The sequence below is a fragment of the Phaeobacter gallaeciensis DSM 26640 genome (assembly GCF_000511385.1).
Taxonomy (GTDB): Bacteria; Pseudomonadota; Alphaproteobacteria; order Rhodobacterales; family Rhodobacteraceae; genus Phaeobacter; species Phaeobacter gallaeciensis.
Genome location: NC_023137.1, coordinates 3,144,363 through 3,170,679, shown reverse-complemented (window position 1 = coordinate 3,170,679; position 26,317 = coordinate 3,144,363). Strand labels below are relative to the sequence as shown.

The window sequence follows — 26,317 nt, the reverse complement described above, 5'->3', positions numbered from 1 at the left end:
GGAGCGATCACATGACCGATCAAGCCGTGAAGCAAATTCACCAGACCGCTGCAAACTCTGCGACGTCGCCGAAGGTAGGGCGAGCTGCCGAAGCACTGGCACATCTGGAACAGGCCTGGGCTTACTATGTGCCGGAACCACGCGCAGCTTCCGGCGCTATCATAGAGCCTGCGACCACTGAGGGCGTTGTCGATTACTATGCCGCGGCCTGATTGGTCGGAGCAGGCTGGCGTTGGCAGCAGTTGCAGCTGAATAAAGCAGTAGATAGACAGGCTGCATGCCCGTGTTGATAATCTTTCTGTTGCTTGGCGTTTTTGGATACTTCCTATGGCGGCACAACACGTCCAGTCTGAGCCGACATTGTCGTTGGCGGCAGGAACGCGCGGCTGACCAGTGGAGATGTGCGGCTTGCGGCGCCGTACAACCCGGCTCTGCGGCGCCGAAACTATGTCTGCGTCTGGCGGAGTAGGCAGGGGCTTCGCCCAAACCACTATGTCGTAAGGCTGGTGAGACCGCTGACACCTGGCATACGCACATGTCCCGCATAGGCTGAGAGGCGGGCGAAAAAGTGCTTGATCGACTCGTTGCTTTGGTGGATATGGCGCGCAGACGCCAACGCACGCGCCTCTGTCCCAAGGGTCATCCCCCATGGTTACGTAGCGACGGTAACGTCTCTGATTGAAGTGAGCGGTCATAGATGGCCGGGTCTTTTGGAGATGACCATGAACGCAAACGTAACCGGGCCACTCGTCCGTGAAGATGCTATTGCTCCCGTTTCTCGCCACCTGTCTTACATTGCACAGAACGCATTTGACCGACCGACACTGGTGATCGACAGTCAAGCTGTCGCCCGGCAATACGCCGCTCTCGCGCAGGGTCTGGGCCGCGCCCGTATTCACTACGCAGTCAAAGCCAATCCGGAGCCGCAGATCCTGCGTCGTCTGACCAGGATGGGGGCGAATTTTGATGCCGCCAGCCGTGCTGAGATCGAGATGTGTTTGGCCGCTGGCGCAAAACCGAAACAGATCACCTTTGGCAACACCATCAAGCGTCCGGCGGACATCGCTTTCGCGCATGAGATCGGTATCACGCATTTCGCTGTTGATGCTTTGGAGGAACTGGAAAAATTGGCCGCTCACGCGCCGGGCGCGCGGGTTTGTATCCGTCTGCTGGTTGAGGCGACCGGCGCCGATTGGCCGCTGAGCCGTAAGTTCGGCTGTACCGCAGGAATGGCCCTGACCCTGATGGACCGGGCCCGCGACCTTGATCTCTGCGTGTCTGGTCTCTCGTTCCATGTCGGATCGCAGACCCGTGAACCGCAGATGTGGGCTGACACGCTTGATCAGGTGGCGCAGGTCTGGCGTTCGGCCAAGGGCGCTGGACATCAGCTGACACTTCTGAACATTGGCGGCGGTTTTCCCGCCAGCTATGGCACTGAGGTGATGGCGCCGAACCGCTATGCTCAGGAAGTAATGGCGCTGGTGAACGCACGGTTTCCGGACGCCTGCGAGATCATGGCGGAACCGGGCCGCGGGCTGGTGGCAGAGGCAGGCGCAATCGCAGCAGAAGTTCTACTGGTGTCGCGCAAAGATGCAGGTGATCTGCATCGCTGGGTCTATCTGGACATCGGCAAATTCTCCGGTCTGGCCGAAACCATGGACGAGGCGATCCGCTATCGCATCACCACGGATCATGGTGATGGGCAAACCGGTCCCTGCATTCTGGCCGGTCCATCCTGTGACAGTGCGGATGTGCTCTATGAAAAGCAGCTCTATCAGATGCCGCTGGAGCTGAAAGCTGGAGACCGGGTCGTGATACATGCCTGTGGCGCCTATACGAGCACCTACGCATCGGTCGGCTTCAACGGCTTCCCGCCGCTGGATGTAGTGGTGATCTGACCTCAGTGGCTGGTGAATGCGGTCGCAATCACCGCTTGTTTCGGAACGTCGCTTTGGCTTTCATGGCGCAAACAATAAAGAGGTTTGCGCCATGTCCAATACTGAGCTCCCAAATGCCGAGACAGGGTTGCCGTCTGATGCAGAGGAGCGGCGCGCGATCCCGCCAGTGATCTGCTATCCCAATGAAACGCTGCCAAAGCCGGATTTGCCGCGATACCTTGCAGCGCGTGAGACAGCGCGAAAGACCGATGAGGTGCTGGTTGCCCCGCGCCAAGCGGCTTGTTTTCGTGTCGCAGCCGGCAGTTTTTTCCGAATTACATCGGTCGAAGGGGCACAGGTGGGGGACCTGAACCTCTGGAACGGCTCCGATCTGAGCGAGCGGTTTTTCTCCGGTAAGACGCGGGCTTTGCACGGAACCCATGTGACCGAGGGGGAGAGGCTGTGGAGCACGCTGCCGCATCTGCGCCCCATGGCGACCATTGTTGCGGACACCCTCGGCTGGTATGGGATCGACAGCTACGGTGGCTCGGTGCATGACGTGATCGGCACGCGCTGCGATCCCTATACCGGAAACCTGCTTGCCGGCGATCACTATCACCATTGCTGCCACTCCAATCTGACTCGCGCACTGGCTGATGAACTGAACCTATCGCTGGCAGACGCGGAGCGGCATGTACACGACGTTTTGAATGTTTTCATGTGTACCGGGTTCACCCGCGATACCGGGCAGTATTTTATGAAGGCCAGTCCGGTACGCCCCGGTGACTATCTGGAGTTTTTCGCCGAAATCGACCTGCTGGGGGCATTAAGTGCCTGCCCTGGAGGTGATTGTGGATCGGAACATACCAGCGACAGTGCTGCGTGCTACCCGCTGTTGGTAGAGGTCTTTACACCCGAGGGCACTGCGTTGGATGGCTGGCAATCGCCTGCGCGCAATGGCTACGATGGCAGTCACGGTTGTAGTTGATCTGTCATGTTGCGAATAGGAAAAAGGCAGCACCTCAGGTGCTGCCTTTTCGGTTGGATTAAAGAGACCAGCCTGCTCAGGCGAAGGCTGCCTCAAGTGCGATTTCCACCATATCCCCGAAGCTGCGTTCGCGCTGGTCGGAGGGCAGCGCCTCGCCTGTGCCGAGGTGATCGGACACGGTCAGCACTGCCAGGGCGCGACAGCCGTAGCGCGCTGCAAGCGTGTAAAGCTCAGCGGCTTCCATCTCGACGCCTAGAATGCCGTGGCGCACCATTTGTTCGTTCAGATCCGGGCGTTCATCGTAGAACACATCCGACGAATAGATGCCGCCAATATGCGGGGTCAGTTTATGGGTTTCAGCAGCTTTTACGGCCGCCTGGAGGAGGGACCAATCGGCACAGGGGGCGAAATTGACCTCCTTGAAAATCCCGCGTGAGGGGGAGCCGGTGGTTGTCGCTGTCATGGCGAGGATCACGTCGCGGATCTTCACCTTGTCCTGCATGCCGCCACAGGAACCGATGCGGATCAGGGTCCTGGCATCATAATCGCGGATCAGTTCATTCACGTAGATGGACAGGGACGGCATGCCCATTCCGCTGCCCTGAATCGTAACCGGGTGACCATCCCATGTGCCGGTGAATCCCAACATTCCGCGCACCTCGTTTACAAGGCGCACATCTTTCAGAAATGTCTCGGCCGCCCATTTCGCGCGGTAGGGGTCTCCCGGCAGCAAAACGGTTTCTGCAATCTCGCCCTTGGCGGCCCCGATATGAACAGTCATTTTTTAACCTCAATTTCGGAAAATCAGATTTCCAGATCGGAAATATCAACGCCGGATGTCAGCGCTGCATGAACCCAATGTGGTTTGCGGCCGCGGCCAGTCCAGGTTTCTTCCGGGTTTTGAGGGTTGCGGTATTTCGGAGCAGCCTTAGTTTTCTTGGCAGTGCCGCGGCCATTGCCTGCGATCTCATCGAGCGAGAAACCGAATTTTGCAGCGGCTTCTTCTGCGGCTTTCAATGCTTCGATCCGCTCTCGCTGCTCAGCGTCTTTCAATGCCTTTTCAACGTTTTTCTGTAATTCCAAAAGATCTTTTCGCGACATCGATGTGAGGTCAACGGTCATTTTTTGTCTCCATGAATGAATGCACGACGGGTTACGTCGAGGCGCATTCACTTATGGCCTCATATTCATGGTGATTTCACCAAGAAAATTGTTTCGATTATTTTTATTGCGAAAATCCGCTAATGCGCAGCCGTTTCTGGTTGTTTTGCAAGTTCAACAATATCTCCCATGATTGCGTTGAGCTCAAAATCCTTGGGAGTATAGACGCGGGCCACCCCCATTTTTTTCAAGCGGTCAGCGTCATCGTCCGGAATGATTCCTCCCACAATAACGGGAACATGCGAAAGACCGGCTTTTGCCATTCTGCCCATTAACTCTTCGATCAGGGGTAGGTGACTGCCGGAGAGGATCGACATGCCAACAACATGGGCGTCATCCGCGATTGCCGATGCCACCAGCTCCTCCGGAGTCATGCGAATACCGTCGTAGGTAATATCCATACCGCAGTCGCGGGCGCGAAAGGCGATTTGCTCAGCACCATTGGAATGACCGTCGAGTCCAGGTTTTCCGACCAGGAATTTCAGGCGGCGACCAAGTTGATCGCTTACCGCGTTGACCTTGTCGCGCAACTCATCAAGACCTTCAGTCTTGTTGGACACTGAACCCGAAACGCCGGTGGGGCCGCGATAGATGCCATAGACCTTGCGCATTTCCTCGGCCCATTCACCGGTGGTGACGCCGACTTTGGCTGCGGCGATGGAAGGCGGCATGATATTGTCACCATTTTGCGCTGCGGCGCGCAGAGCTGTGAGCGCCGATTGCACTGCCTCATCGTCACGCCCACTGCGCCAGTCATTCAGGCGGCTGATTTGCTCCTGCTCGACCGCCGGATCGACCACCATGATACCGCCATCTTCAGTCTGTAGCGGAGACGGCTCACCCTCGGTCCATTTGTTGACGCCAACGACAACGGTCTCGTTTTTCTCTATCCGGTTCAGGCGTTCGGCGTTGGAGTCGACCAACCGGCCCTTCATGTACTCAATGGAGGCCACTGCGCCGCCCATGGACTCCAGATTGGCCAACTCGGCACGTGCGCCTGTCTTTAGGTCTTCAACCTTTGCATCCACTGTGGGGTTGCCATCAAACAGATCGCCATACTCCAGAAGATCGGTCTCATAGGCGAGGATCTGTTGCATCCGCATGGACCATTGCTGGTCCCAGGGGCGGGGCAGGCCAAGCGCTTCATTCCAGGCGGGCAGCTGCACGGCGCGGGCTCGCGCTTTTTTCGACAGTGTCACAGCCAGCATCTCGATCAAGATACGGTAGACGTTGTTCTCCGGCTGCTGTTCGGTCAGGCCAAGAGAATTCACCTGCACACCGTAGCGGAAACGGCGAAATTTGGGGTCCTCGACACCATAGCGGTCGCGACAGATTTCATCCCAAAGATCGACAAAGGCGCGCATCTTGCACATTTCGGTCACGAACCGGATGCCCGCGTTCACGAAGAAAGAAATGCGACCGACCATAGCCGGGAAATCCTCCGGTGCGATGCGCGGTTTCAGTTCGTCCAGCACTGCCTGCGCGGTTGCGAGTGCAAAGGCCAGTTCCTGCTCCGGCGTCGCACCGGCCTCCTGCAGGTGGTAGGAGCAGACGTTCATCGGGTTCCATTTGGGTACGTTGGTGTAGCAGTATTCCGCCACGTCCGCGATCATCTTGAGGCTGGGTTTGGGAGGGCAGACATAGGTTCCACGGCTGAGGTATTCTTTGATCAGGTCGTTCTGCACGGTGCCCTGCAGCTTGGAGACATCCGCACCCTGTTCCTCAGCCACCGCAATGTAGAGCGCCAGCAGCCAGGGGGCCGTGGCGTTGATGGTCATCGAGGTGTTCATCTGCTCTAGCGGGATCTCGTCAAACAGGGACCGCATGTCACCCAGATGGCAGACCGGCACGCCAACCTTGCCGACTTCGCCACGTGCCAATACGTGGTCGCTGTCATAGCCGGTCTGGGTTGGCAGGTCGAAGGCGACGGAAAGACCGGTTTGCCCTTTCGCCAAGTTAGCACGGTAGAGCGCGTTGGATGCGCTGGCAGTGGAGTGGCCCGCATATGTGCGGATCAGCCAAGGGCGGTCTTTTTGCATCTGCGGCATCATCAGCCTCCCAATAGGGTTGAGGTAATTATATTTCTTTGTGTGGATCTAAATAGTAATTATAGACCTATGTCAATTCGCTGCGTTGCGGCATTTCTGGGATCGCAGTGTCTCTCTCGTGTTTTTTGGTCGCTTGTAGATCGTTGAGGTGGTTCCGTGTTTGATTTGAGATCCTACAAATTGGTTACAGCTTTAGAAGAGTGCTGACTTGACGAGGTGCGCTCACTGGGCACCGCCTTGCTGAGGTGGGCGATTGTCACGCTGTTGATGCGCTTGCGGGCCAGAACTATGTGCTGGCTGCTGCCATTGCGCAGAGGCAAACTGTGATCCTGTCCATAGTCATTTCCCGACTGGGTGAGTTGCCTTCCCAAGCGGATGTTCTTAGCGAGGCGTGGGGCCACGCAGGGTGACCGGTAGCGGTGAGGTGAGGTTGCAAAGGCTTGTAAACGGGGCAGGTTTGGGCAAGGCTTAGCGGGATGACGCAGACCGTGGAACTCCCGCTTTGGCTCTTTGTGCTGATCCTGCTGTTTGCTGCGATCACCTTTGCGTCGCATTTTCTGTTCCCTTCGGTGCGGTGGTTCTTTCGTCGTCGGCTTGAGCGTGCGGTGGCGCGACTCAATCGGCGGCTTGAGCGTCCTATTCAGCCGTTCAAACTGGCGCGGCGCTACGACATGATTCAGCGGCTGATTTACGACCCACAGGTGGCACAAGCGATCGCGGATCATGCGCGTAATATGAGTATTCCGGAGAACGTTGCCTTTGAAGAGGCCCGCCGCTACGCGCGCGAGATTGTGCCCTCCTTCTCTGCGGTTGCCTATTTCAGTGTTGCGATCCGTGTGGCTCGGTTTCTGTCCAACGCAGTCTACCGGGTGCGCCTCGGTTACGTCGACGAGGCCGCGCTTAAGGCCATTGATCCGGAGGCGACAGTGGTGTTTGTGATGAACCACCGATCAAATATGGACTATGTGCTGATCACCTACCTCGCTGCAGATCGGTCCGCGCTCTCCTATGCGGTGGGGGAGTGGGCGCGGGTTTGGCCCTTATCACGGTTGATCCGGGCGATGGGTGCATATTTCATTCGTCGGAAATCACGGAATGACCTCTATCGCCGTGTTCTTGCGACCTATGTACGCTTGGCGACGCAAGGCGGTGTGACACAGGCGATGTTTCCCGAGGGTGGGCTGAGCCTGGACGGCGCCCTGGCCGAGCCGAAGGTGGGGCTGCTCAAATATATTGTAGATGGGCAGTTGGCCCAGGGCGAAGGGGGGCGGGATGTGGTGTTTGTGCCGGTCGCTCTGAATTACGACCGTGTCCTTGAGGACAAGATTCTGACGTCGGCGGCCCAATCCGGAGAACGGCGATTTCGTCCGCGCATCCATGTGGTTGCCATCCGAATGCTGCGTCAACTGATGCTCTGGCTCACAGGACGTTACCAACGATTTGGATATGCGGCGGTCAGCTTCGGGCGTCCACTTAGCCTGCGGGCGTTTATGTTGCGTGACGGGGAGGAAGATACGCCGACCGTCTTGGCGGAGGAGTTGATGGGGCGGATTGGCGAATGTGTTCCGGTTCTGCCGGTGGCTCTGGTGGCCGCAACGTTGGTGCGCTTGTCGTCTGGCTCCGACCCGTTGAGCCGGTCAGATATCGAACAGGCGATGGAGGGGCTACTCGCCCAGATGCCCTTCGCCTATATTCACATGCCGCGTGACAGTCATGGTTACACAGCGGAGGTCGGGCTGCGTCAGCTAACAGCCCGGGGGATCTTGGAAGAGCACCAAAACCGCTATCAGGTGGTCGCAGAGCGCCAGGATCTGCTTGTCTACTATGCAAATTCCATCCGCCATCTCATTCCTGATCCGCCAGTAGAAGTGTCTGACTAGTGTAATTTTTCTGCAGTCGCAAAATGTCATTCTGCACTCGCTGGGTCATAAAGTTACCCAAATTGAATAAATGATGTTGCATTATTGCTTGGTGAATCATATTCCCTAGATAGCAGTCGCGATTCTGCATTGCGGCGAACAGCGGAAAAAAGGAGGCCAGCATGGCTTTGGATACGCAGAACGGCGCCTTCTCCTACGAGGCCCCTGAAAAAGAGCTCTATGAGATTGGTGAACTTCCGCCGATGGGGTATGTGCCGCAAAAAATGTATGCTTGGACGATCCGCAAGGAGCGTCACGGCAACCCCGACACTGCCATGGTGCAGGAAGTTGTCGATGTGCCCAAGCTCGACAGCCACGATGTGCTCGTTCTCGTGATGGCGGCTGGGGTGAACTACAACGGTGTGTGGGCTGCACTCGGGACCCCTATTAGCCCGTTCGACGGGCATGGCGCTCCATTTCACATCGCAGGTTCCGATGCCTCTGGCATTGTTTGGGCCGTTGGGGACAAGGTGAAGCGTTGGAAAGTCGGTGATGAGGTGGTGATCCACTGCAATCAGGACGACGGCGATGATGAGGAATGCAACGGCGGCGATCCAATGTACTCCCCCAGCCAGCGGATCTGGGGCTATGAGACGCCTGATGGATCTTTTGCTCAGTTCACCAATGTTCAGTCACAGCAGCTGATGCCTCGGCCCAAACATCTGACATGGGAAGAAAGCGCCTGTTATACGCTGACACTGGCCACTGCTTACCGGATGCTGTTCGGTCATGAACCACATGATCTGAAGCCGGGCCAGAACGTACTGGTCTGGGGTGCATCGGGTGGCCTCGGCTCTTATGCGATCCAGCTGATCAACACCGCTGGCGCCAACGCCATCGGCGTGATCTCGGACGAGAGTAAACGCGACTTTGTCATGGGGTTGGGGGCCAAAGGTGTCATCAATCGCAAAGACTTCAACTGCTGGGGCCAGCTGCCGACAGTGAACACCCCTGAGTATGCCAATTGGTTCAAGGAAGCGCGCAAGTTTGGCAAGGCAATCTGGGACATCACCGGCAAAGGCAATAATGTTGACATGGTGTTTGAACATCCGGGCGAAAGCACATTTCCAGTCTCGACCTTTGTTTGCAAAAAAGGCGGTATGGTTGTGATCTGCGCCGGTACCACCGGCTATAACCTGACCTTTGATGTGCGCTATATGTGGATGCACCAGAAGCGTCTGCAGGGCTCCCATTTCGCGCATCTGAAACAAGCGGCCGCAGCAAATAAACTGATGGTCGAGCGTCGCCTAGACCCCTGCATGTCTGAGGTCTTCTCTTGGTCAGACTTGCCGGAGGCCCATATGAAGATGCTGCGTAACGAACATAAGCCCGGCAATATGTCCGTTCTTGTTCAGGCGCCGCGTACCGGACTGCGGACTTTGGAAGATGTCCTGGCAGGGTAGACCCTCCAGTTGATTTCTATCAGTTTCGCCCCGCCGGTCTCAGAAAGGACTGGCGGGGTTTTTCATGTGTTTTGCATGTTGTCGTCTTGCGGATCGTGACGTTGGATAGGCAAGCGGCTTGGTGCTGATGATGCAGACATTTTGTAGCCGCGCGCTAGATAATCCCCTATGAAATAAAAACTCGATCAACATGCAGGCATTCCGTTGACGCTGCCGCAATGATCGCGGCACAAAGACTAGGAACGTGGCTTGCAATTTATGCAGACAGCCGCAACGGTGCAGGAGACCTGTGCCAAGACTAAGTGAGATCCAGGCAATTTATGGCGACCAAAGTTAATCTTGATCTGATCCTCGAGGTATTGGATGCGACAACCTCAGTCGATGGCCTGCAGGAGATCATCCAGCGGGTTTGCGATACTTTTGAAGTTGATCATGCCATGTATCACTGGGTTGATAGTGCCGGTGATCATTATCACTTTGGCACCTATTCGCAGGGTTGGGTGGAGCGTTACCAGGAAAAAGCCTATGTGCGCGTCGACCCTGTGATTATCGGGTGCTATCAGCGATTCCATCCGGTCGATTGGCGACGGCTTGACTGGTCCTCCAAACCCGCACGTGAGTTTCTGCAGGATGCCTTGGCTCATGATGTCGGGAATCAAGGGTATTCAATCCCGATCCGAGGCCCAAATGGGCAATTTGCATTGTTTACGGTCAGTCATAACTGCGACGATGACACTTGGACCCGGTTCACCGACAAACACAGCCGTGATCTGATCTTGATTGGGCACTACTTCAATCGCAAGGCGCTGGAGTTTGAGCCAGATCGCAGTCCCGAACATGTCCAACCGCTGTCCCCCCGTGAGATTGACGCGCTGACCCTGCTAGCGATGGGCTATAGCCGTGCTCAGGTGGCGAAGACACTGACGATCTCGGAGCATACTCTACGTGTCTATATCGAGAGCGCGCGATTCAAATTGGGGGCCATCAACACCACCCACGCCATCGCTCGTGCGCTGAGTCTCGGTCTCATCATCATTTAACACGTTGAAGCTACAGGCATTCATTAACCTTATAGTTGAGAATCTCTTCTGGTCGTAATCTGGTCCTACTTTTCTATCTAAAGGGGACTAAGTTATGCTTCGCTATGTATATGCACACGACCTGCACCAGCACCGTGAATTGGCTCATTCGATGTTCGTTGACCGCGCCGATCAATTCAAAACACGGCTCGGATGGGATGTCGCAGTCGACGCCCAAGGAGAAGAGCGCGACGAGTATGACGCGCTTGATCCGCTATATGTGATTTGGGAGCAAGCCGATGGCCGTCACGGCGGCTCCATGCGGTTCCTACCATCCACGGGTCCGATCATGGTCAACGATGTCTTTCCTGAGCTAACCGGGGGCCATGCGATCAGCAGCCCGCTGATCTGGGAATGCACGCGGTTCTGCCTCTCACGCGATGTCACTGGTAACGTCGCCGGGGCGCTGACATTGGCCGGGCTGGAGATCATGCGGAATTTCAACATTGCCCATTTTGCAGGGGTGTTTGATCGCCGGATGGTCCGGATCTACCGCTCGCTTGGTTTTAGCCCGGAGGTGATTGGCACCATGGGCGAGGGGCGGGACCGGATCTGCCTCGGCCTCTGGGATTACTCGTCGGAGGCCTATCACCGCGTTGCACAGAAGGCGAGTATACAGCCGGAGCTGTCGACTTTGTGGTTTGATCGTTCGTTTGGCGGGGCAGGGGAGCCTGGACCCGTCGCCCTGACCGGCTGACGGCTGCGCTGAAGAGGACGTGAGAGGCAGACCTGAGCTCTGCCAAAACCGGGCCACGCCGGGCCGTCTGCTCTGGTGCAGTCGGCCCGGCGCCTGTAGGGTCGCGACATGAGCGCAGCACCCATAAAATTCTCCGATGATCAGGCAGTTGCCTTTGATCGCGTCAGCAGTCTTCTTCATGATGCAGGAGTCGATCTGGAAGACGATCTGCTACACCCACCGCGCGGTGACGGTGGTGCGATGGCTGTGATCGGCAAGGCCGGGTCCGGTAAGACGCTGTTGCTGGCGGAGCTTTACAAGGCACTGGAGAAAGCCGGGGTTGAAGTCGTATCGGGCGACTATGAAAGCCGGAAGAAAAACGAGGACCGCCGCACGCTTGCGATCCTGGCGCCGACAAACAAAGCGGCCAGTGTTCTACGCCTGCGTGGCGTGCCGGCAACCACCATTCACCGAATTCTCTATACGCCCGTCTATGATCCTGAATACGAACGAATTGCCGAGTGGCTGGCCGGTAGCGGCGACGAACCCGAGATTGAAGGGTTAACCGAGGAGGCGCTGGCCCGTGCCAAAGCCTTCTATGAGCGCAATAAATCCATCCCAGGTGCCTTGGCGGCTGCGGGTCTGCGGGGGTCCGATTTCATTACCGGCTGGAAGCGCCGAGAGGAACCGCTGGACATCGGTTTTATCGATGAGGCTTCCATGCTGGATGATCGCCAGTTTCAGGATCTGAAGGAGATTTTTCCGACCCTTTTACTGTTCGGAGACCCGGCGCAGCTTGCACCTGTGAACCAATCTGGTGCGATGGTCTTTGAAACACTGCCGGAAGAGCGAAAGCTAGTCCTCAACCGTATTCACCGTCAGGAGGCGGGCAACCCTATTCTCGATCTCGCCCATGCGCTGGCTGATCCGGAGGTCGGTTTTGAGGATTTCGAGCGTATGGTCGAAGATCTTTCCCGCAAGGATGAGCGCGTGGTCTGGGGGCAGCGGGTGGAGGTGGATTTGATGGCACGTTCCCCGGTTCTGGTCTGGCGCAACAACACCCGCATCCGGCTGATCAACGCCTTCAGAAATGTGCATGGTGCCCCGGAAGACAGCCTGCTGGCGGGCGAACCGCTGATCTGTGATGGCATTGAACTGCCGATGAAACACCGCAAGAAACGGTTGGATCTGGAGGCTCGTGGTCTGATCAAGGGGGCGCAGGTGATCTATCTTGGGCCGGGCCGGAAACCGGGATTTTCGCGTCTTCATGTGATGGGGGCAGAGGATCCGCAGGTGTCCGCCGCGTCAATCGTGAAGATCGAAAAACCCGAAGAAGAAGAGCCCTTCATTCCGTTTGCTGCGCGGATGGGCGCGGCGTTTCTGCATGGGGCAGCGGTCACCATTCACAAGGCTCAAGGATCACAGTGGCCAACGGCACAGGTTTTTGCGCCTGACATCTACGCAGCTGCGCGGATGGGTCGAGTGGAAGCTGGCCAGCCCCTGTGGAAGCGGTTGGCTTATGTTGCGATTACACGGGCGCAAGAGCGGCTTATATGGGTGGTGCGTAACCGTCTGGCAAAGCCAACAGGCCTCCTGCAGGTGGATGACTTGCGCGCAGCAACGGCCAGTACGCTGACCTTGGAAATGCAGGAGGAGAACCCGGTATGAGCGAAGAGGATCATACCCCCAAACGTACCATCCTGATCACCGGCGCGAGCTCAGGTATTGGTCGCGCCGTGGCTGAGTTGTTTCTGAAGAAAGGCTGGCAGGTTGGCCTGCTGGCGCGTCGTGCCGAACAGTTGGAAGAGGTCGCACGGGGGCGTGACACAGCTCATGTTCTCTCTGCCGATGTGACGGATCCAGAGGCTGTGGACCACGCCTTTGATTGCTTTGCAAGGCGGGTAGGGCGGTTGGATGTGCTGTTCAACAATGCCGGTATATTCACCCCTTCGGGCACCATTGACGAGATTGAGCTGGAAGATTGGTTTGCGGCGGTTGATGTCAATTTGAACGGTATGTTTCTGGCAGCCCGCGCGGCTTTTCGGCAGATGCGCCGGCAATCGCCACAGGGGGGCCGGATTATCAACAACGGCTCCATTGCCGCCCATGTGCCGCGCCCCGGATCAGCGCCCTATGCCGCGACAAAATCCGCGATTACCGGGCTGACCCGCAGCCTCTCGTTGGACGGGCGTCCCTTTCAGATCGCCTGCGGGCAAATCGATATCGGCAATGCGCGTACCCCCATGGTGGAAGAGTTGAGCGCGCGCCAGATCGCCGCTGATCCGACCGCCGCACCAATGGAGACGTTTGCTGTTTCAGATGCCGCGCAGTCGGTGCTGCATATGGCAGATTTGCCACTTGAGGCGAATGTGCAATTCATGACGGTCATGGCGACGACCATGCCCTATATTGGACGCGGTTAGACGGGACGCGGCGCCTTTTTACCGTGGGAGCCGTTCTCAGCTTCTGCGCAGAAGGCGGAAGGCGGCGGAGGCTGCCCAGCCTGCAGCAATCGCAATCGCCAGAGACATCAGACCGTAGAGAAACGGTTGCTCCCGCGACATCGCGTAGAGAAACCGTTCCAGCCCCACTTTGCGCACGTCGATGCTGGTTTCGTACTGCGCCACCACTGATCCCCCTCGGGTAAGCAGAATGCGCGTGCTATAAGCCCCTTCGGTAAGGTCGGCAGGCATGTCAATCGCCGTGCGAAACAAGGTCTGCTGATCCACCGCGACGGTATTTTCCCGTAGCGAGTAGAGATCATTGTCGGAGCGGATGCGGATCACGGCTTCGGCGAATTGCTGGGCACCGCGGATGTGCATTCCCGCCCCAACCGAGCGGATCGCACGACCCACGGACACCCGATACCGCAGATCTTCGGTATCGCTCAGCACCTGCGAGAGAGGCGCACTGGTGGCGACCGCATAAAAGCTGGGGGCCGAATCCACCAGAACGCTGTCAGTATTGACCCAAATGCCCAGTTTTTTCTCTTTGCGCCGAACCATCACTGGAGACGCCGGGCCGGACACCGCGACAATCACCTCAAGCGGGTCATCCTGCGGGATCGGTGCCTCGCGCTTCACGGCGCCAAAGATCAGGATCTCCGAGCCGTCAAAGTTGGCAGTGATGGCCACACGATCCTGGCTGAGACCCAGGACGACCTCTTCGCGCGGTCCGGCTGCAGGCTCACTGTTGGCTAGGCTGGTCACGGTTTGTGCTGCCGTTGGGGCTGAGGCCAATGGCGTGAACGGCATCGCTAAGAAGACTGCTGCACAAAGCCGTCGACTTGCGCGGCGCCAGCCTGAGCGTACCTCGACGTGGTGATTACGATGGATAGCGCAACGGAGCATCTCAATGGCCCCCGTCGCTGCCGAGCGAATAGAGCTCTGACGGCATGAGCAAGAGGTCCAGACCGAGCTTGACACAGACTACGATCACCATGAGGGCGAGCAGGATACGCAACTGCTCTGCTTTCAGATAAACCCCAATACGGGTGCCAATCTGCGCGCCGATGACGCCGCCGACCAGCAACAGAACCGCAAGGACGATATCCACTGTGTAGTTTGTGGTGGCGTGCAACATGGTGGTAAAGGCGGTGACCAGAATAATCTGGAACAGCGATGTACCGACAACCACCTTGGTCGGCATGCCCAGAATATAGATCATCGCAGGTACCATGATGAAACCGCCGCCAACCCCCATGATCGCTGCAAGAATGCCGACAGCGACGCCGACGAGCAGTGGTGGAATGACAGAGATGTAGAGACCTGACGTGCGAAACCGCATCTTGAACGGCAGAGCGTGAACCCAGCCACGCTGTCTGCGAGGCGCTGGCGCCGCGCCTGCGGAGGCCTTGGATTTTCGAATCGCGTTCAGGCTTTCGATAAACATCAGCCCGCCAACCACGCCAAGGAAGACGACATAGCAGAGTTTAACCAGTAGATCGACCTGACCAAGCGCCTTGAGGTAGTTAAAGACTACAACCCCAAGTGCTGCTCCAAACAGACCCCCGACTTGCAGGACCAGACCCATCTTGATGTCGACGGTTCGCCGCCTGAAATGGGCAAGAACGCCGGAGAAAGATGAGGCGACGATCTGATTGGCTTCGGTAGCTACGGCAACCGCCGGGGGGATACCGATGAAAAACAAGAGCGGTGTCATCAGAAAGCCGCCGCCAACCCCGAACATGCCGGACAGGATGCCGACCATACCGCCGAGCCCGAGAAGCAGGAATGCGTTGACCGAGACCTCGGCGATGGGAAGATAAATCTGCATATCAGTGTTAGACCGCAGCACCTTGGTAAAATCAACTGTCGATGCCGCTGTGCAGAAAACAGGACTGATGTTGTGGGGAAAACTGGACCTATGATTTTCGGCAGGGGGACCCGGTCCTGTTGATTGCTGTTTGATGTGTGCAAGTAGAATGAAACGCAAAACGCCCGGCCATGGCCGGGCGCTTGACGATGTTTCCGCACAGTCCCAAGGGACTATGCGGAATGGAACTGGATATTAGCGTTCTTTGACGTAGGGCTCACCGCCGGCCTTCGGCGGAACAGCCTTGCCAACAAACCCAGCCAAAATCACGACTGTCAGAATGTAGGGCAACGCGTCCATCATCTGAACCGGGATCACAAAGGTCCCGATTTCAATGTTCTGGAACCGGAGAGCAACCGCTTGTAGGAGGCCGAACAGAAGGCAGGCGCCTAGCGCATGCCAGGGACGCCACTTCGCAAAAATCAGCGCTGCCAAGGCAATGAAGCCCCGGCCTGCGGTCATGTCCTTCACAAACCCGGCCTGAAGTGCGGTCGCAAGATACGCACCCGCGATCCCACAAAGGAGGCCGCAGATCATCACGGCGGCGTAACGCAGCCCGACCACGGACACACCGGCGGTATCAACGGCGGCCGGATTCTCACCAACGGCGCGGAGCCGCAGGCCGAAGCGGGTGCCAAACAGGATCCATGCTGTGGCGGGAACCGCCAAGAAGGCCAAGTAGACCAGCACAGAGTGACCTGACAGCAGTTCGCTATAGATCGGCCCTAGTATCGGAACATCTGCCAACGCATCCGCAAACGGCAGATTGATTGGCTCGAAACGACCGCCGGAGAACAACGACGGGGTACGACCGCCCTGCTGGAACCAGTCCTGCGCAATCAGCACGGTCATGCCGGCAGCGAGGAAGTTGATTGCCACACCAGAGATTAGCTGGTTGCCGCGGAAGGTGATGGACGCGAGCCCATGCAGCCCGCTGAGGACCAATGAAGAGGCGATGCCAGCCAGAAGGCCCAACCAGACATTCCCCGTGGTCGCGGCAACCGCAGCGGAGAAGAAGGCAGCCATCAGCATTTTGCCTTCAAGGCCAATGTCAAAGATACCTGCACGCTCGGAGAACAAACCTGCAAGACAGGCCAGCAGAAGCGGTGTTGCCAGACGAACGGTGCTGTCGAGCACTTGGATCAGAGTCAGAAAATCCATCACGCTTTCCCCCGGCGCAGAGCGAGGAAGATCCGCTCCAGCGGGCCTCTCACCATATTGTCCAATGCACCCGTGAACAGGATCACCAGGGCTTGAATGACTACGATCAATTCGCGTGGGATGCTGGTCCAGAGCGCCAGTTCAGCGCCGCCCTGATAGAGGAAGCCGAACAGGATCGCGGCAAGGAACACACCAAAGGGATGGCTGCGCCCCATAAGAGCCACGGCAATGCCGATAAAGCCCGCGCCTTCCGTGGAGTTCAGAACCAGACGCTCTGCTTCACCCATAACGTTGTTGGTGGCCATCATGCCGGCCAGACCGCCTGAGATCAGCATGGCAATCATGGTGATTTTCACCGGCGAAATCCCGGCATAAAGCGCGCCGTATTCGGAGTTGCCATAGGCGCGAATTTCATAGCCAAGCTTGGTGCGCCAGATCAGCAGCCAGACTGCGATACAAGCCGCAACCGCTACAAGAAAGCTGACATTTGCCGGCGCGGCCTTGGAAAACTCGATGCCAATAGGCGCCAGAATTTCATGCAGTGACGGCAGGTGAACGGCCTCAGGAAAGCGGGCTGTGGCCGGATCCATTGATCCTTCGGGACGCAGAAGATTCACCAACACATAGTTCAGTACCGCAGCAGCGATAAAGTTGAACATGATCGTAGTGATCACGATGTGACTGCCACGTTTCGCCTGAAGATAAGCAGGAATGGCTGCCCAGGCCGCCCCGAACAGCGCAGCCCCGAGGCTGGCGAAAATCAAGGCCAGCGACCAATGCGGCCAAGGGATGTACAGGCAGACCAGGGCAACCCCCAGGCCACCCAGCATCGCCTGACCCTCGCCGCCGATGTTGAAGAGGCGTGCGTGGAAGGCCACGGATACGGCCAAACCTGTGAACAGGAAGTTGGTCGCGTAATAGAGCGTATAGCCCCAGCCATAGGTTGACCCCAGAGCCCCGGATACCATCAGGTTCACGGCTGCAATCGGGTCTTCACCAATGCCAAGGATCACCAAGGCAGACAGAATAGCGGCCAGCAGCAGGCTGATCAGCGGGATCAGCACAACATCGGCCCATTTAGGCATCTTATCCATTTACGCGGCCTCCCCCGCGACGCCGGCCATCAACAGGCCCAGCTCTTTCTCATCGGTCTGATCAGCAGGGCGTTCACCCATAATCATTCCGTCAAACATCACAGCAACACGGTCGGCGAGCGACAGGATCTCTTCCAACTCGACCGAGACCAAGAGGATAGCTTTCCCCTGATCGCGCAGTTCGACGATCTGCTTGTGAATGAACTCGATAGCACCGATATCGACGCCACGGGTGGGCTGGCCGATCAGCAACAGCTCCGGGTTGCGTTCGATTTCGCGGGCCACAACGATCTTTTGCTGGTTGCCTCCGGAGAAGTTCTTGGCGGCGAGCCATGGATCCGGCGGACGAACGTCAAACTTGGCCATCTTGGCTTCTGTATCAGCGCGCAGGGCTGCGTTGTTCATCAGCAGGCCGCGTTGGTATTCGGGCGCGTGGTGGTAGCCAAAGGCCACGTTTTCCCAGGCGTGGAAATCCATGATCAAACCTTCGCGCTGGCGGTCTTCGGGAACATGGGCCACATGGGCTGCGCGACGTGCGCGGGCGTCAGATCCAGAACCGGACAAAGGTAGGGCAACGCCGTTGAGGCGAATGCTTCCCTGACCTTCGCGCATGCCACCCAAGACTTCCATCAGCTCGGACTGGCCATTGCCCGCAACGCCTGCGATCCCCAGGATTTCTCCGGCTCGGACGGTCAGATCAATGTTCTTAACACGCGCAACACCGGCCTCATCAACAACACTGAGGTTCTCAATCTCGAGGATCGGCTTCCCAGGAGTTGCGGGGACTTTATCGACGCGCAACAGCACCTTGCGACCAACCATTAGCTCGGCCAGATGTTCGGGACTGGTCTCGGCTGTCTTGACGGTGGCGGTCATCTCGCCACGGCGCATCACCGAAACCGTGTCGGTGTACTCCATGATCTCCCGCAGCTTGTGGGTGATCAGGATGATTGTTTTCCCCTCAGCGCGCAGCCGGTCCAGAATGCGGAACAGCTGATCCGCTTCTGCCGGGGTCAGCACGCCGGTCGGTTCATCCAGAATCAAAATGTCGGCCTGCCGATAGAGCGCCTTCAGAATCTCGACGCGCTGTTGCATGCCCACACCGATTTCGTCGATACGCGCATCGGGATCAACGTTCAGCTCGTACTCGGCTGCCAGCTCTTTCAGAGACTTGCGGGCTTTGCTGAGCGAGGGCTTTAGCAGTCCGCCGTCCTCGGCGCCCAGAATGATATTCTCCAGCACGGTGAAGTTCTCAACGAGCTTGAAGTGTTGGAACACCATGCCGATCCCCGCTGAGATCGCCGCCTGGCTGTCCGGGATCTCTGTCCGTTTCCCGTGAATCCAAACTTCGCCTTTGTCGGCCTTATAGAACCCGTAGAGGATGCTCATCAGCGTTGATTTGCCCGCCCCGTTTTCGCCGATGATCCCGTGGATCGTGCCGGGGGAAACACGGATTGAGATATCCTTATTGGCCTGAACCGGGCCAAAGGCTTTGGAGATGCCTTTTAGTTCAATTGCTGGTGCCGTCATTCGGGCTCCCCTTATTCATCCTCGATCAGTTGGCACAGATCCGCGTCACAGCGACGGGCGGTTAACATGTGCATTTTAGCCAACCTAGGAAAAACCAAACCCGGAGGCGGCAAAGGCGCAGCCTCCGGGCAATATGAAACCCCCGGTCACCACCATGATCGCAAGAGGATCACGGTGGGCCGGGGGGCAGTTCAGCGCTTAGAAGGACAGAGCCGGGCAGCTGTCGTCCGACATATAGTCATGCACGGTGATCTCACCGGTTGCGATCTTGGCAGCCGCGTCATCAGTGGCAGCGGTCATCTCTTCGGTGATCAGAGACGCGTTGTTGTCGTCAACCGCGAAACCAACGCCACCATTGGACAGACCCATGACGGAGAAACCAGTTTCCAGCTCAGGACCGTCGGAGAAGGCTTCGAACACAGCGTTGTCGACGCGCTTCATCATGGAGGTCAAAACCTTGCCCGGGTGCAGGTGGTTCTGGTTGCTGTCCACGCCGATCGACAGGATGCCTTCGTCAGCTGCGGTCTGCAGTACGCCAACGCCGGTGCCGCCTGCTGCTGCATAGACAACGTCAGCGCCCTGGCTGATCTGCGCTTTGGTCAGCTCGGAGCCCTTGACCGGGTCATTCCAGGCCGCCGGGGTGGTACCGGTCATGTTGGCGATCACGGTTGCGTCCGGGTTGGCCGCTTTTACGCCCTCGGCGTAGCCACAGGCGAATTTGCGGATCAGCGGGATATCCATGCCACCGATGAAACCAACGGTGCCCGATTTGGACGCTTTGGCCGCCAGCATACCCACGAGGTAGGAGCCTTCATGCTCGTTGAAGACCACCGAGCGGACGTTGGGTGCATCGACAACCATATCGATAATCACGAATTTGGTTTCCGGGTAGTCTGCAGCGACCTGACCCAGTGCGTCTGCGAAGGCAAAGCCTGCCATTACGATCGGGTTTGCGCCTGCTTCGGCAAAGCGGCGCAGCGCCTGCTCACGCTGGGCTTCGGACTGCAGTTCGATTTCGCGGAAGCTTTCGCCGGTTTCTTCAGCCCAACGCTGCGCGCCGGTGAAGGCTGCTTCGTTGAAGGACTTGTCGAACTTGCCGCCCAGATCGAAGATCAGCGCCGGTTCTGCCATTGCAGCACCGGCAGTCAGCGCCACGGCTGCCGCGGCGCTCATCAGGGATTTCATCAGGGTCATAGGGGTACTCCCAATTTGTTGTTCTTGTTGCGGCCAGTTTGACCGCCCCAACCCATGTGTTTTTAAAAAGGTGCGACAATTTAGGCCGTAGGCTGCGGAAAGGGTCAACCGTTTTTTGACCTTTTGGTGTTATTCTGCGCTTTCAGCCTTGCGTAAACTGACGCTCATGAGCACTGCGTCCACTGCTGCTGTGCCTTGGCGGGTGTAGTATCCGACCCGTCTGCCGCTTTCTGCGAATCCATAAGCCTTGTACAGGCTGCGGGCCGGGTGATTGTCTTCTGCGACCTCCAAAAAACCATCGGTTGCACCATGCGCCAAGGCGACCTCCCACCATCTCTCCAGAATCGCCCGGGCCAGACCTTGCCGTTGATGATCGGGGTGGGTGGCAATTGTCAGGAGTTCCGCTTCTCCCGCGACGACGCGGCCAAGGGCAAAACTGCGCGCATCCCCGACGGCATAGCTGAACGGGCTGTCAAGCAGGGCCGCAAATTCGCGTGCTGACCAGGGGCGCCCCTGCAGAAAGGCAGCCTGATGGGTGCGGGTCATGTCCTCCGGCGTCGGAGTGCTCGGTTGATTGTGCACGGGTGTTGTCATGGTCGGCAGGCAGATTTCAGCCGTCAATCAGTGTTGGCGGTGCGTCTTTGGCAGGGGCGGCGTCAGCGGCTCGCAGATACAGCGGGGCCGGGGCGGATATGGTGTCTTTGTAGCGTTCTGCAGCCCTGCGCGCGATTGTTTCGGCGATGCGCGGTGGCGTCGCCTCGGCAGCCAATTCCAGCCTCAGCGTGGTTGCGATGGCTTGCGCTTCGGAAAGCGGCATCAGCCGAGGGTCTTCTCCGGGCGGGTATACGTACACTTGATCACGTGGGGCTGGCACCGCAGCGAATGTGCCGGGGTGCTCACGCGCCTCAAACCCGTTGACGCCGACGGCGGGGATTTCCAACCCCAGTGCCAGGCCTCTCGCAGCTGAGACGGCAATGCGAATGCCGGTGAAGTTACCCGGACCTACGCCAACTCCCAGCGCATCAAGATCCGCCCAAGTTACTCCGCCTTCAGCCAGTACCTCTTCCAGCAGAGGTATCAGGCGCTCGGCCTGTCCGCGCGCCATCTCTTCGCAAGCTTGGGCAAGGATGACGTCACCCTGCAACAAAGCGGCCGCGCAATGCGCGGCCGATGTATCAAATCCGAGGACGAGAACGTCAGACGGCAACGGGGCGCACCTCGGTCACTTCCGGAATGTAATGACGCAGCAGGTTTTCAATACCCATCTTCAAGGTCAGCGTCGAAGACGGGCAACCGGCACAAGCCCCCTGCATATGCAGATAGACAACGCCGCGATCAAAGCCATGGAACGTGATGTCGCCGCCATCCTGGGCCACGGCAGGGCGTACGCGGCTGTCGAGGAGCTCCTTGATCTGGTTGACGATTTCGCCATCTTCGCCGGTGTGTTCAGCATGGCCGGATGCCTGCTCTCCGCCCTCAGAGATGACGGGCTGGCCGGACTGGAAATGCTCCATCACCGCACCCAGGATTGCGGGTTTGATGTGATCCCATTCAACGGTGTCAGCCTTGGTGACTGTGACAAAGTCATTGCCAAAGAAAACGCCGGTAACCCCGGAAACGGCAAAGATTCGCTGCGCCAGAGGCGAGCTGCCTGCGGCATCTGCGGTTGGAAAATCTGCGGTGCCCATCTCCAGAACAGTCTGGCCCGGCAGGAATTTCAGCGTCGCCGGGTTGGGCGTGGATTCGGTCTGAATGAACATGTCGGGCCTCCTTAAAGCGTGGCAGAGATATGCGCCTCCGACCCGCTTAAGTCAAGATTTGGAACAATTCTAAATTCGAAAGCCCTCGCGGGCTGTGCTGGCGCTTCGTGATCCAATCTCCTCAGGAGGAGAAGGGTAACCGTGCTGGCAGGTCAGAAGCGATCAGGTGATCGCTTCCAGTTTTTCCTTGGACAGATCGCCGGGCACGATTGTGATCGGCACCGGCAGGCTGCCGGATGAGCGGCTCAGTTGAGTAACAAGCGGGCCGGGACCTTTGCGATCGTCTCCTGCGCCTAGCACCAGAACACCGATTTCGGTGTCGGACTCGATCTGGGCGATGATCTCGGGAACGGCTTCGCCTTCACGGATCACAAGTTTCGGTTCAACCCCCTGACGGTCGCGCATCCATTTCGCAAAAACTTCAAAATGCGCGTGTATGCGTTCCCGGGCTTCCTCCCGCATCACTTCGCCGACGCCGATCCAATGGTTGAATTCATCCGGGGGAATTACCGACAGGATCTCGACCCCGCCACCGGTTTTGGCAGCGCGCATTGCAGCGAACCGCATCGCATTCAGGCATTCGCGGCTGTCATCCAATACGACAAGAAATTTGCGCATATTGATCCTCTGGTTGTTCCGGTTGGATCATGGCGTAAGCGATCCAATGGTGCAATAGACGAGCCGCGGCGTCACGCTGCCGGGATCAACTGCCGTTGCTTGTGGCCCAGTCCCAGTAAAGATCGCGTGTTCGTTTGGCGATGGGGCCGATCTGATACTGGCGATCATCAAAGGCGGTGACCGGGGTGACTTTGCTCATGTTGCCCGACATGAAGATCTCATCGGCCTGTTCAAAATCCGTGTAGCCCAGGACGCTCTCGTGAACCGTGACACCATCGGCGCGCAGGTTTGCGATATGTCGGGCACGTGTGATCCCGGCAAGAAAGGTGCCGTTTGCGATTGGGGTGAAAACCTCTCCATCACGCACCATGAAGATATTCGCCGTCGCGGTTTCAGCAACATTGCCCATCGCATCCAATGCCAAGGCGTTGCTGAAGCCTTTGGCGCGGGCTTCACGCAACATGCGGGCGTTGTTGGGATAGAGGCAGCCGGCCTTTGCATTCACCACGGCGCTCTCAAGGATGGGTCGCCGAAAGGAGGTGCGGGTCAGTGTGGCGGAGGCGGTCGGGGGCGCCATTGGGATTTCTTCCAGGCAGAGCGCGAATTGGGTGCTTTCTGGCTCCGGAGCGATCATCGTGGAATCACCGCCTGTCGCCCAATACATAGGCCGGATGTAGACGGCCGAGCCGGGTGCAAAGAGGGAGAGGCCATCTTTGGCGATGGCGACCATATCAGCGACACTGACGGTCGGTGCCATCATAAGCGCCTCAGCTGAAGCATTGGCGCGGGCGCAGTGCAGATCAAGATCAGGGGTGACCCCATCGAACAGGCGTGCCCCGTCGAACACGGAGGACCCAAGCCAGGCGGCATGGTCTGCAGCCTTCATGATCGCGACATCGCCATCGTGCCAGCTGCCGTTGAAATAGGTGCGAATGGTCTTGCTGATCGCCATGCCTGGCCTCGTCCTGTGGGTGCCGGAGTGGGCTGAGCCTATGGCGCAATGGGTCAGCCGTCCAGACCTTTTCCTGCCATCTGCGCTTGGGCGAATTGCTAGATCAGGGAGACGACTACGTCTCGATCAGGCGGGCTCTGGCGCCTCCAGCCCCAGCTCTCGCAGAACGCCGCGCATCTCGCTTTGCCACCTGGTGCGCAGGTCCGCATTGCTGCGGTGGCGCAGGCCGAGCCCACAGAGGGTCTCGAACTTGTCAGAGGTATCAGTGCCAAAGCTGATGGCGACACGTGGCCACCAATAGTGGATGGATTCCTGCAACATGTTGATGTCGCCTTCCTGCACCAATCGCGACAGCCCTTCGTGGGCAAGACGCGCATGATGGGCCTCGACGGGTTGAATTGCGCGGAAGGCCTCAGCCAACGGTTGGTAGGAAATCATCGACAGTTCCGCGAGCTGTACAGCGACCGCGCGGCCCATCAGAAGGTTCATAACCACAGCATCGGCCCACCCTTCCAGAGGGTAGTTGAATACCGCAAGGCGCCGGTCGTGTTTGGATCGGCTCTGATCCAACCCGGCCTCGCGATCCAGGCGCGCAGTCCAGGGGTGATGATCCACATAGCGTTCGGTGTCGGCACCGAAATCACCCATGACCTGCAGAACACGATCAGCGTTGGCGGTTTTTTCCAGCACGATCCGGGCCGCAGCCATGCGGGACTTAATGCCTGGGCCTTCATTGATGATATCGACAAACCCTGCCGCCCCCGCAAGCGCGCTGTCGACGAAGCTGGCCATGATGGTCATCAACTCGGCGCGGTAGCGTGGCGGAACATTGGATGGATTGCTGAGGACGCCACCGGCTGCCAGATAGCTCTCAATGCTCATCTCATCATTCATGGCATGGTCTCCTCGGGTTTGCTGAGTGGGGGGCTGCCGCTGCCTGCGCTCTAACCTAATGGGCTATTGATCATAGTCCACCACCACTTTGTCACTGAGCGGATAAGCCTGACAGGACAAGACGTAGCCCTTCTCGACCTCGTAATCCTCAAGCGCATGGTTGGCGACCATCTCGACCTCCCCTTCCAGCACCTTGCAGCGGCAGGTGGAGCAGACACCGGCCTTGCAGGCATAGGGGGCGTCCATCGCGTTTTCCAGCGCCGCATCCAGAAGAGTCATGTTCTTACCCATCTCGATGGTCTGAGTCGCGCCATCCAAGGTGATCGCAGCTTTGGTCTGATTGGCACCGGAGGCAGCATCGCTTGCGGTGGCCGTGCGTTTTGCACGACCCGGCTGGGCAGAGGCGAACAGCTCGAACTTGATTTGGCTGTCATCGAGGCCGGCGGTGCGCAGGGCGCTGGCGATGCCTAGCATCATCGGCTCCGGGCCGCAGATGAAGGCGGTGCCGACCGACTGGATGTCGATCCAGTGCTCGAACAGCTGGGCGCATTTCTCTTCCGTCACCAGACCGGTGAACAGGTCGATTTCCTGTGCGTCGGATTCCAGCACGTGGATCACGTTGAAGCGGCCCATGTAGAGGTTTTTCAGATCCTCCAGCTCCTCGCGGAACATGATCGTGTTCACGCCCTTGTTGGCGTAGACCAGCGTGAAGGAGGAATTGGGTTCGGCGTCCAGCGTGGTCTTGAGGATCGACAGCACGGGCGTGATGCCGGAGCCGCCAGCAAAGCCCAGGTAGTGCTTTTCAGCAGCTCCATTGAGCGGGGTGAAGAAACTCCCCATCGGCGGCATTGCCTGCAGGGTATCGCCGGCTTTCAGCTCGGTGTTGGCCCAGGTGGAGAACGCACCGCCGTCGACACGTTTGATGCCAACCTGCAGAATACCTTCGCCGCGCCCTGCGCAGATCGAGTAGCTACGCCGCAGCTCCTCGCCGTCGAAGTCGCGGCGGAAGGTCAGGTACTGGCCTTGGGTGAAGTTGAACTCCTCAGCCGCGCCACCCGCGGGCTTCAATGTGACAACCACCGCATCGCGGATGGTCTTACGAACGTCGGTGACTTCTAGGTCGTGAAAGCGCGCCATCAGGGTCTCCTCAGATGCACTTGAAGTAATCAAAAGGTTCGAGGCAGTCCTGGCAGCGCCAGTGGGCCTTGCAGGGGGTCGAGCCGAACTGGCTGACCTTGGTGACATGTTTGCTGCCGCAGTGCGGGCATTTTTCGGGGCCGCCTGCGGGCTGGGGCGGGGCGATGCCGTAGTCCTCCAGCTTGGCGCGGCCTTTTTCGGACAGCCAGTCGGTGGTCCAAGCGGGGGAGATCTGGGTCGTGAGTTTCAGATCCTCGATACCGCGGTCGCGCAGGGCGGTTTCAATATCCATTGCGATCACCGAAGTGGCCGGGCAGCCGGAGTAGGTTGGGGTGACGGTTACCACCAGTGTTTCATCCTCCCAAGCCACATTGCGGATGATGCCCAGATCCACCAGCGAGATCACCGGGATTTCCGGATCGGGTACGGTGTCGAGCCACTCCCAGATCCGGGTGATGCTTGGCTGAGTTGTCACTTGGCTCATGCGGTTACCCTCATTGGCTGTTCCGTCC

At 58.2% G+C, this 26,317-nt stretch carries 26 protein-coding genes; 9 read left to right on the top strand and 17 right to left on the bottom strand.

Going from position 1 to position 26,317, the window contains the following annotated elements; genetic code table 11:
* The first annotated feature begins 11 nt into the window (after positions 1-11).
* The 3 genes from GAL_RS15270 (at position 12) to GAL_RS15260 (ending at position 2,865) form a co-directional block, all read left to right on the top strand.
* Positions 12-212, top strand: coding sequence for a hypothetical protein (locus GAL_RS15270; RefSeq protein WP_024098467.1), 201 nt, complete (start codon positions 12-14; stop codon positions 210-212).
* 504 nt (positions 213-716) lie between these two features.
* Positions 717-1,898, top strand: coding sequence for a type III PLP-dependent enzyme (locus GAL_RS15265; protein ID WP_040104119.1), 1,182 nt, complete (start codon positions 717-719; stop codon positions 1,896-1,898).
* A 91-nt stretch (positions 1,899-1,989) separates the two neighbouring features.
* Positions 1,990-2,865, top strand: coding sequence for an urea carboxylase-associated family protein (locus GAL_RS15260; RefSeq protein ID WP_024098465.1), 876 nt, complete (start codon positions 1,990-1,992; stop codon positions 2,863-2,865).
* A gap of 76 nt (positions 2,866-2,941) precedes the next feature.
* On the opposite strand, the gene deoD is transcribed toward GAL_RS15260, so the two are convergent.
* From deoD to GAL_RS15245, 3 genes are all read right to left on the bottom strand, one after another.
* Positions 2,942-3,646, bottom strand: coding sequence for a purine-nucleoside phosphorylase (gene deoD, locus GAL_RS15255; protein WP_024098464.1), 705 nt, complete (start codon positions 3,644-3,646; stop codon positions 2,942-2,944).
* A gap of 23 nt (positions 3,647-3,669) precedes the next feature.
* Entirely contained in the window at positions 3,670-3,987 is a 318-nt protein-coding gene (locus GAL_RS15250) for an H-NS histone family protein (RefSeq protein WP_024098463.1), read from the bottom strand.
* Between the two features lie 119 nt (positions 3,988-4,106).
* Entirely contained in the window at positions 4,107-6,122 is a 2,016-nt protein-coding gene (locus GAL_RS15245) for a protein meaA (RefSeq protein ID WP_276326195.1), read from the bottom strand.
* A gap of 428 nt (positions 6,123-6,550) precedes the next feature.
* Between GAL_RS15245 and GAL_RS15240 the strand changes: the two genes are divergently transcribed.
* The 6 genes from GAL_RS15240 to GAL_RS15210 all read left to right on the top strand — a co-directional run bounded on the left by GAL_RS15240 (position 6,551) and on the right by GAL_RS15210 (position 13,574).
* Complete coding sequence (locus GAL_RS15240; protein ID WP_024098461.1) at positions 6,551-7,954, top strand: 1-acyl-sn-glycerol-3-phosphate acyltransferase; 1,404 nt, start codon at positions 6,551-6,553, stop codon at positions 7,952-7,954.
* A gap of 161 nt (positions 7,955-8,115) precedes the next feature.
* Positions 8,116-9,396 (top strand): crotonyl-CoA carboxylase/reductase, encoded by a 1,281-nt coding sequence (gene ccrA, locus GAL_RS15230; protein WP_024098460.1) that lies wholly within the window; start codon positions 8,116-8,118, stop codon positions 9,394-9,396.
* Positions 9,397-9,716: 320 nt separating this feature from the next.
* Complete coding sequence (locus tag GAL_RS15225; protein WP_024098459.1) at positions 9,717-10,436, top strand: helix-turn-helix transcriptional regulator; 720 nt, start codon at positions 9,717-9,719, stop codon at positions 10,434-10,436.
* Positions 10,437-10,530: 94 nt separating this feature from the next.
* The gene (locus GAL_RS15220; protein WP_024098458.1) at positions 10,531-11,172 is read left to right on the top strand and encodes an acyl-homoserine-lactone synthase; all 642 of its coding nucleotides are present in this window, start codon (positions 10,531-10,533) and stop codon (positions 11,170-11,172) included.
* 108 nt (positions 11,173-11,280) lie between these two features.
* Entirely contained in the window at positions 11,281-12,819 is a 1,539-nt protein-coding gene (locus GAL_RS15215; RefSeq protein WP_024098457.1) for an AAA family ATPase, read from the top strand.
* A complete protein-coding gene (locus GAL_RS15210) occupies positions 12,816-13,574 on the top strand; it encodes an SDR family oxidoreductase (protein ID WP_024098456.1) in 759 nt (252 codons plus the stop codon). The genes GAL_RS15215 and GAL_RS15210 overlap by 4 nt, the downstream gene beginning before the upstream one ends.
* Positions 13,575-13,610: 36 nt before the next feature.
* Here the strand turns inward: GAL_RS15210 and GAL_RS15205 are convergent, their stop codons facing one another.
* The 14 genes from GAL_RS15205 to paaD form a co-directional block, all read right to left on the bottom strand.
* Complete coding sequence (locus tag GAL_RS15205) at positions 13,611-14,501, bottom strand: TIGR02186 family protein (protein WP_040104117.1); 891 nt, start codon at positions 14,499-14,501, stop codon at positions 13,611-13,613.
* 1 nt (position 14,502) lies between these two features.
* Entirely contained in the window at positions 14,503-15,426 is a 924-nt protein-coding gene (locus GAL_RS15200; RefSeq protein WP_024098454.1) for a sulfite exporter TauE/SafE family protein, read from the bottom strand.
* A gap of 234 nt (positions 15,427-15,660) precedes the next feature.
* Positions 15,661-16,626, bottom strand: a complete 966-nt coding sequence (locus GAL_RS15195) for an ABC transporter permease (RefSeq protein ID WP_024098453.1) — start codon at positions 16,624-16,626, stop codon at positions 15,661-15,663.
* Positions 16,626-17,720, bottom strand: a complete 1,095-nt coding sequence (locus tag GAL_RS15190; RefSeq protein ID WP_024098452.1) for an ABC transporter permease — start codon at positions 17,718-17,720, stop codon at positions 16,626-16,628. Before GAL_RS15190 ends, GAL_RS15195 begins: the two co-directional genes overlap by 1 nt.
* The gene (locus GAL_RS15185) at positions 17,721-19,250 is read right to left on the bottom strand and encodes an ABC transporter ATP-binding protein (RefSeq protein WP_024098451.1); all 1,530 of its coding nucleotides are present in this window, start codon (positions 19,248-19,250) and stop codon (positions 17,721-17,723) included.
* Positions 19,251-19,448: 198 nt separating this feature from the next.
* The gene (locus tag GAL_RS15180) at positions 19,449-20,444 is read right to left on the bottom strand and encodes a BMP family lipoprotein (protein WP_024098450.1); all 996 of its coding nucleotides are present in this window, start codon (positions 20,442-20,444) and stop codon (positions 19,449-19,451) included.
* Between the two features lie 129 nt (positions 20,445-20,573).
* Positions 20,574-20,990: a GNAT family N-acetyltransferase gene (locus GAL_RS15175; protein ID WP_040104116.1), complete on the bottom strand. Its 417-nt coding sequence runs from the start codon at positions 20,988-20,990 to the stop codon at positions 20,574-20,576.
* 64 nt (positions 20,991-21,054) lie between these two features.
* On the bottom strand, positions 21,055-21,651 hold the full coding sequence (gene tsaB / locus GAL_RS15170) for a tRNA (adenosine(37)-N6)-threonylcarbamoyltransferase complex dimerization subunit type 1 TsaB (protein WP_024098448.1): 597 nt from the start codon (positions 21,649-21,651) through the stop codon (positions 21,055-21,057).
* Complete coding sequence (locus tag GAL_RS15165) at positions 21,641-22,204, bottom strand: NifU family protein (RefSeq protein WP_024098447.1); 564 nt, start codon at positions 22,202-22,204, stop codon at positions 21,641-21,643. Before GAL_RS15165 ends, tsaB begins: the two co-directional genes overlap by 11 nt.
* Before the next feature lie 162 nt (positions 22,205-22,366).
* Positions 22,367-22,822 (bottom strand): universal stress protein, encoded by a 456-nt coding sequence (locus GAL_RS15160; protein ID WP_024098446.1) that lies wholly within the window; start codon positions 22,820-22,822, stop codon positions 22,367-22,369.
* 85 nt (positions 22,823-22,907) lie between these two features.
* On the bottom strand, positions 22,908-23,774 hold the full coding sequence (locus GAL_RS15155; RefSeq protein WP_024098445.1) for a branched-chain amino acid aminotransferase: 867 nt from the start codon (positions 23,772-23,774) through the stop codon (positions 22,908-22,910).
* A 126-nt stretch (positions 23,775-23,900) separates the two neighbouring features.
* Positions 23,901-24,668: a Phenylacetic acid catabolic protein gene (locus GAL_RS15150; protein WP_024098444.1), complete on the bottom strand. Its 768-nt coding sequence runs from the start codon at positions 24,666-24,668 to the stop codon at positions 23,901-23,903.
* A gap of 63 nt (positions 24,669-24,731) precedes the next feature.
* Positions 24,732-25,805: a 2Fe-2S iron-sulfur cluster-binding protein gene (locus tag GAL_RS15145; RefSeq protein ID WP_024098443.1), complete on the bottom strand. Its 1,074-nt coding sequence runs from the start codon at positions 25,803-25,805 to the stop codon at positions 24,732-24,734.
* A gap of 10 nt (positions 25,806-25,815) precedes the next feature.
* Positions 25,816-26,289, bottom strand: a complete 474-nt coding sequence (paaD, locus tag GAL_RS15140) for a 1,2-phenylacetyl-CoA epoxidase subunit PaaD (protein ID WP_024098442.1) — start codon at positions 26,287-26,289, stop codon at positions 25,816-25,818.
* Between the last annotated feature and the right edge of the window lie 28 nt (positions 26,290-26,317).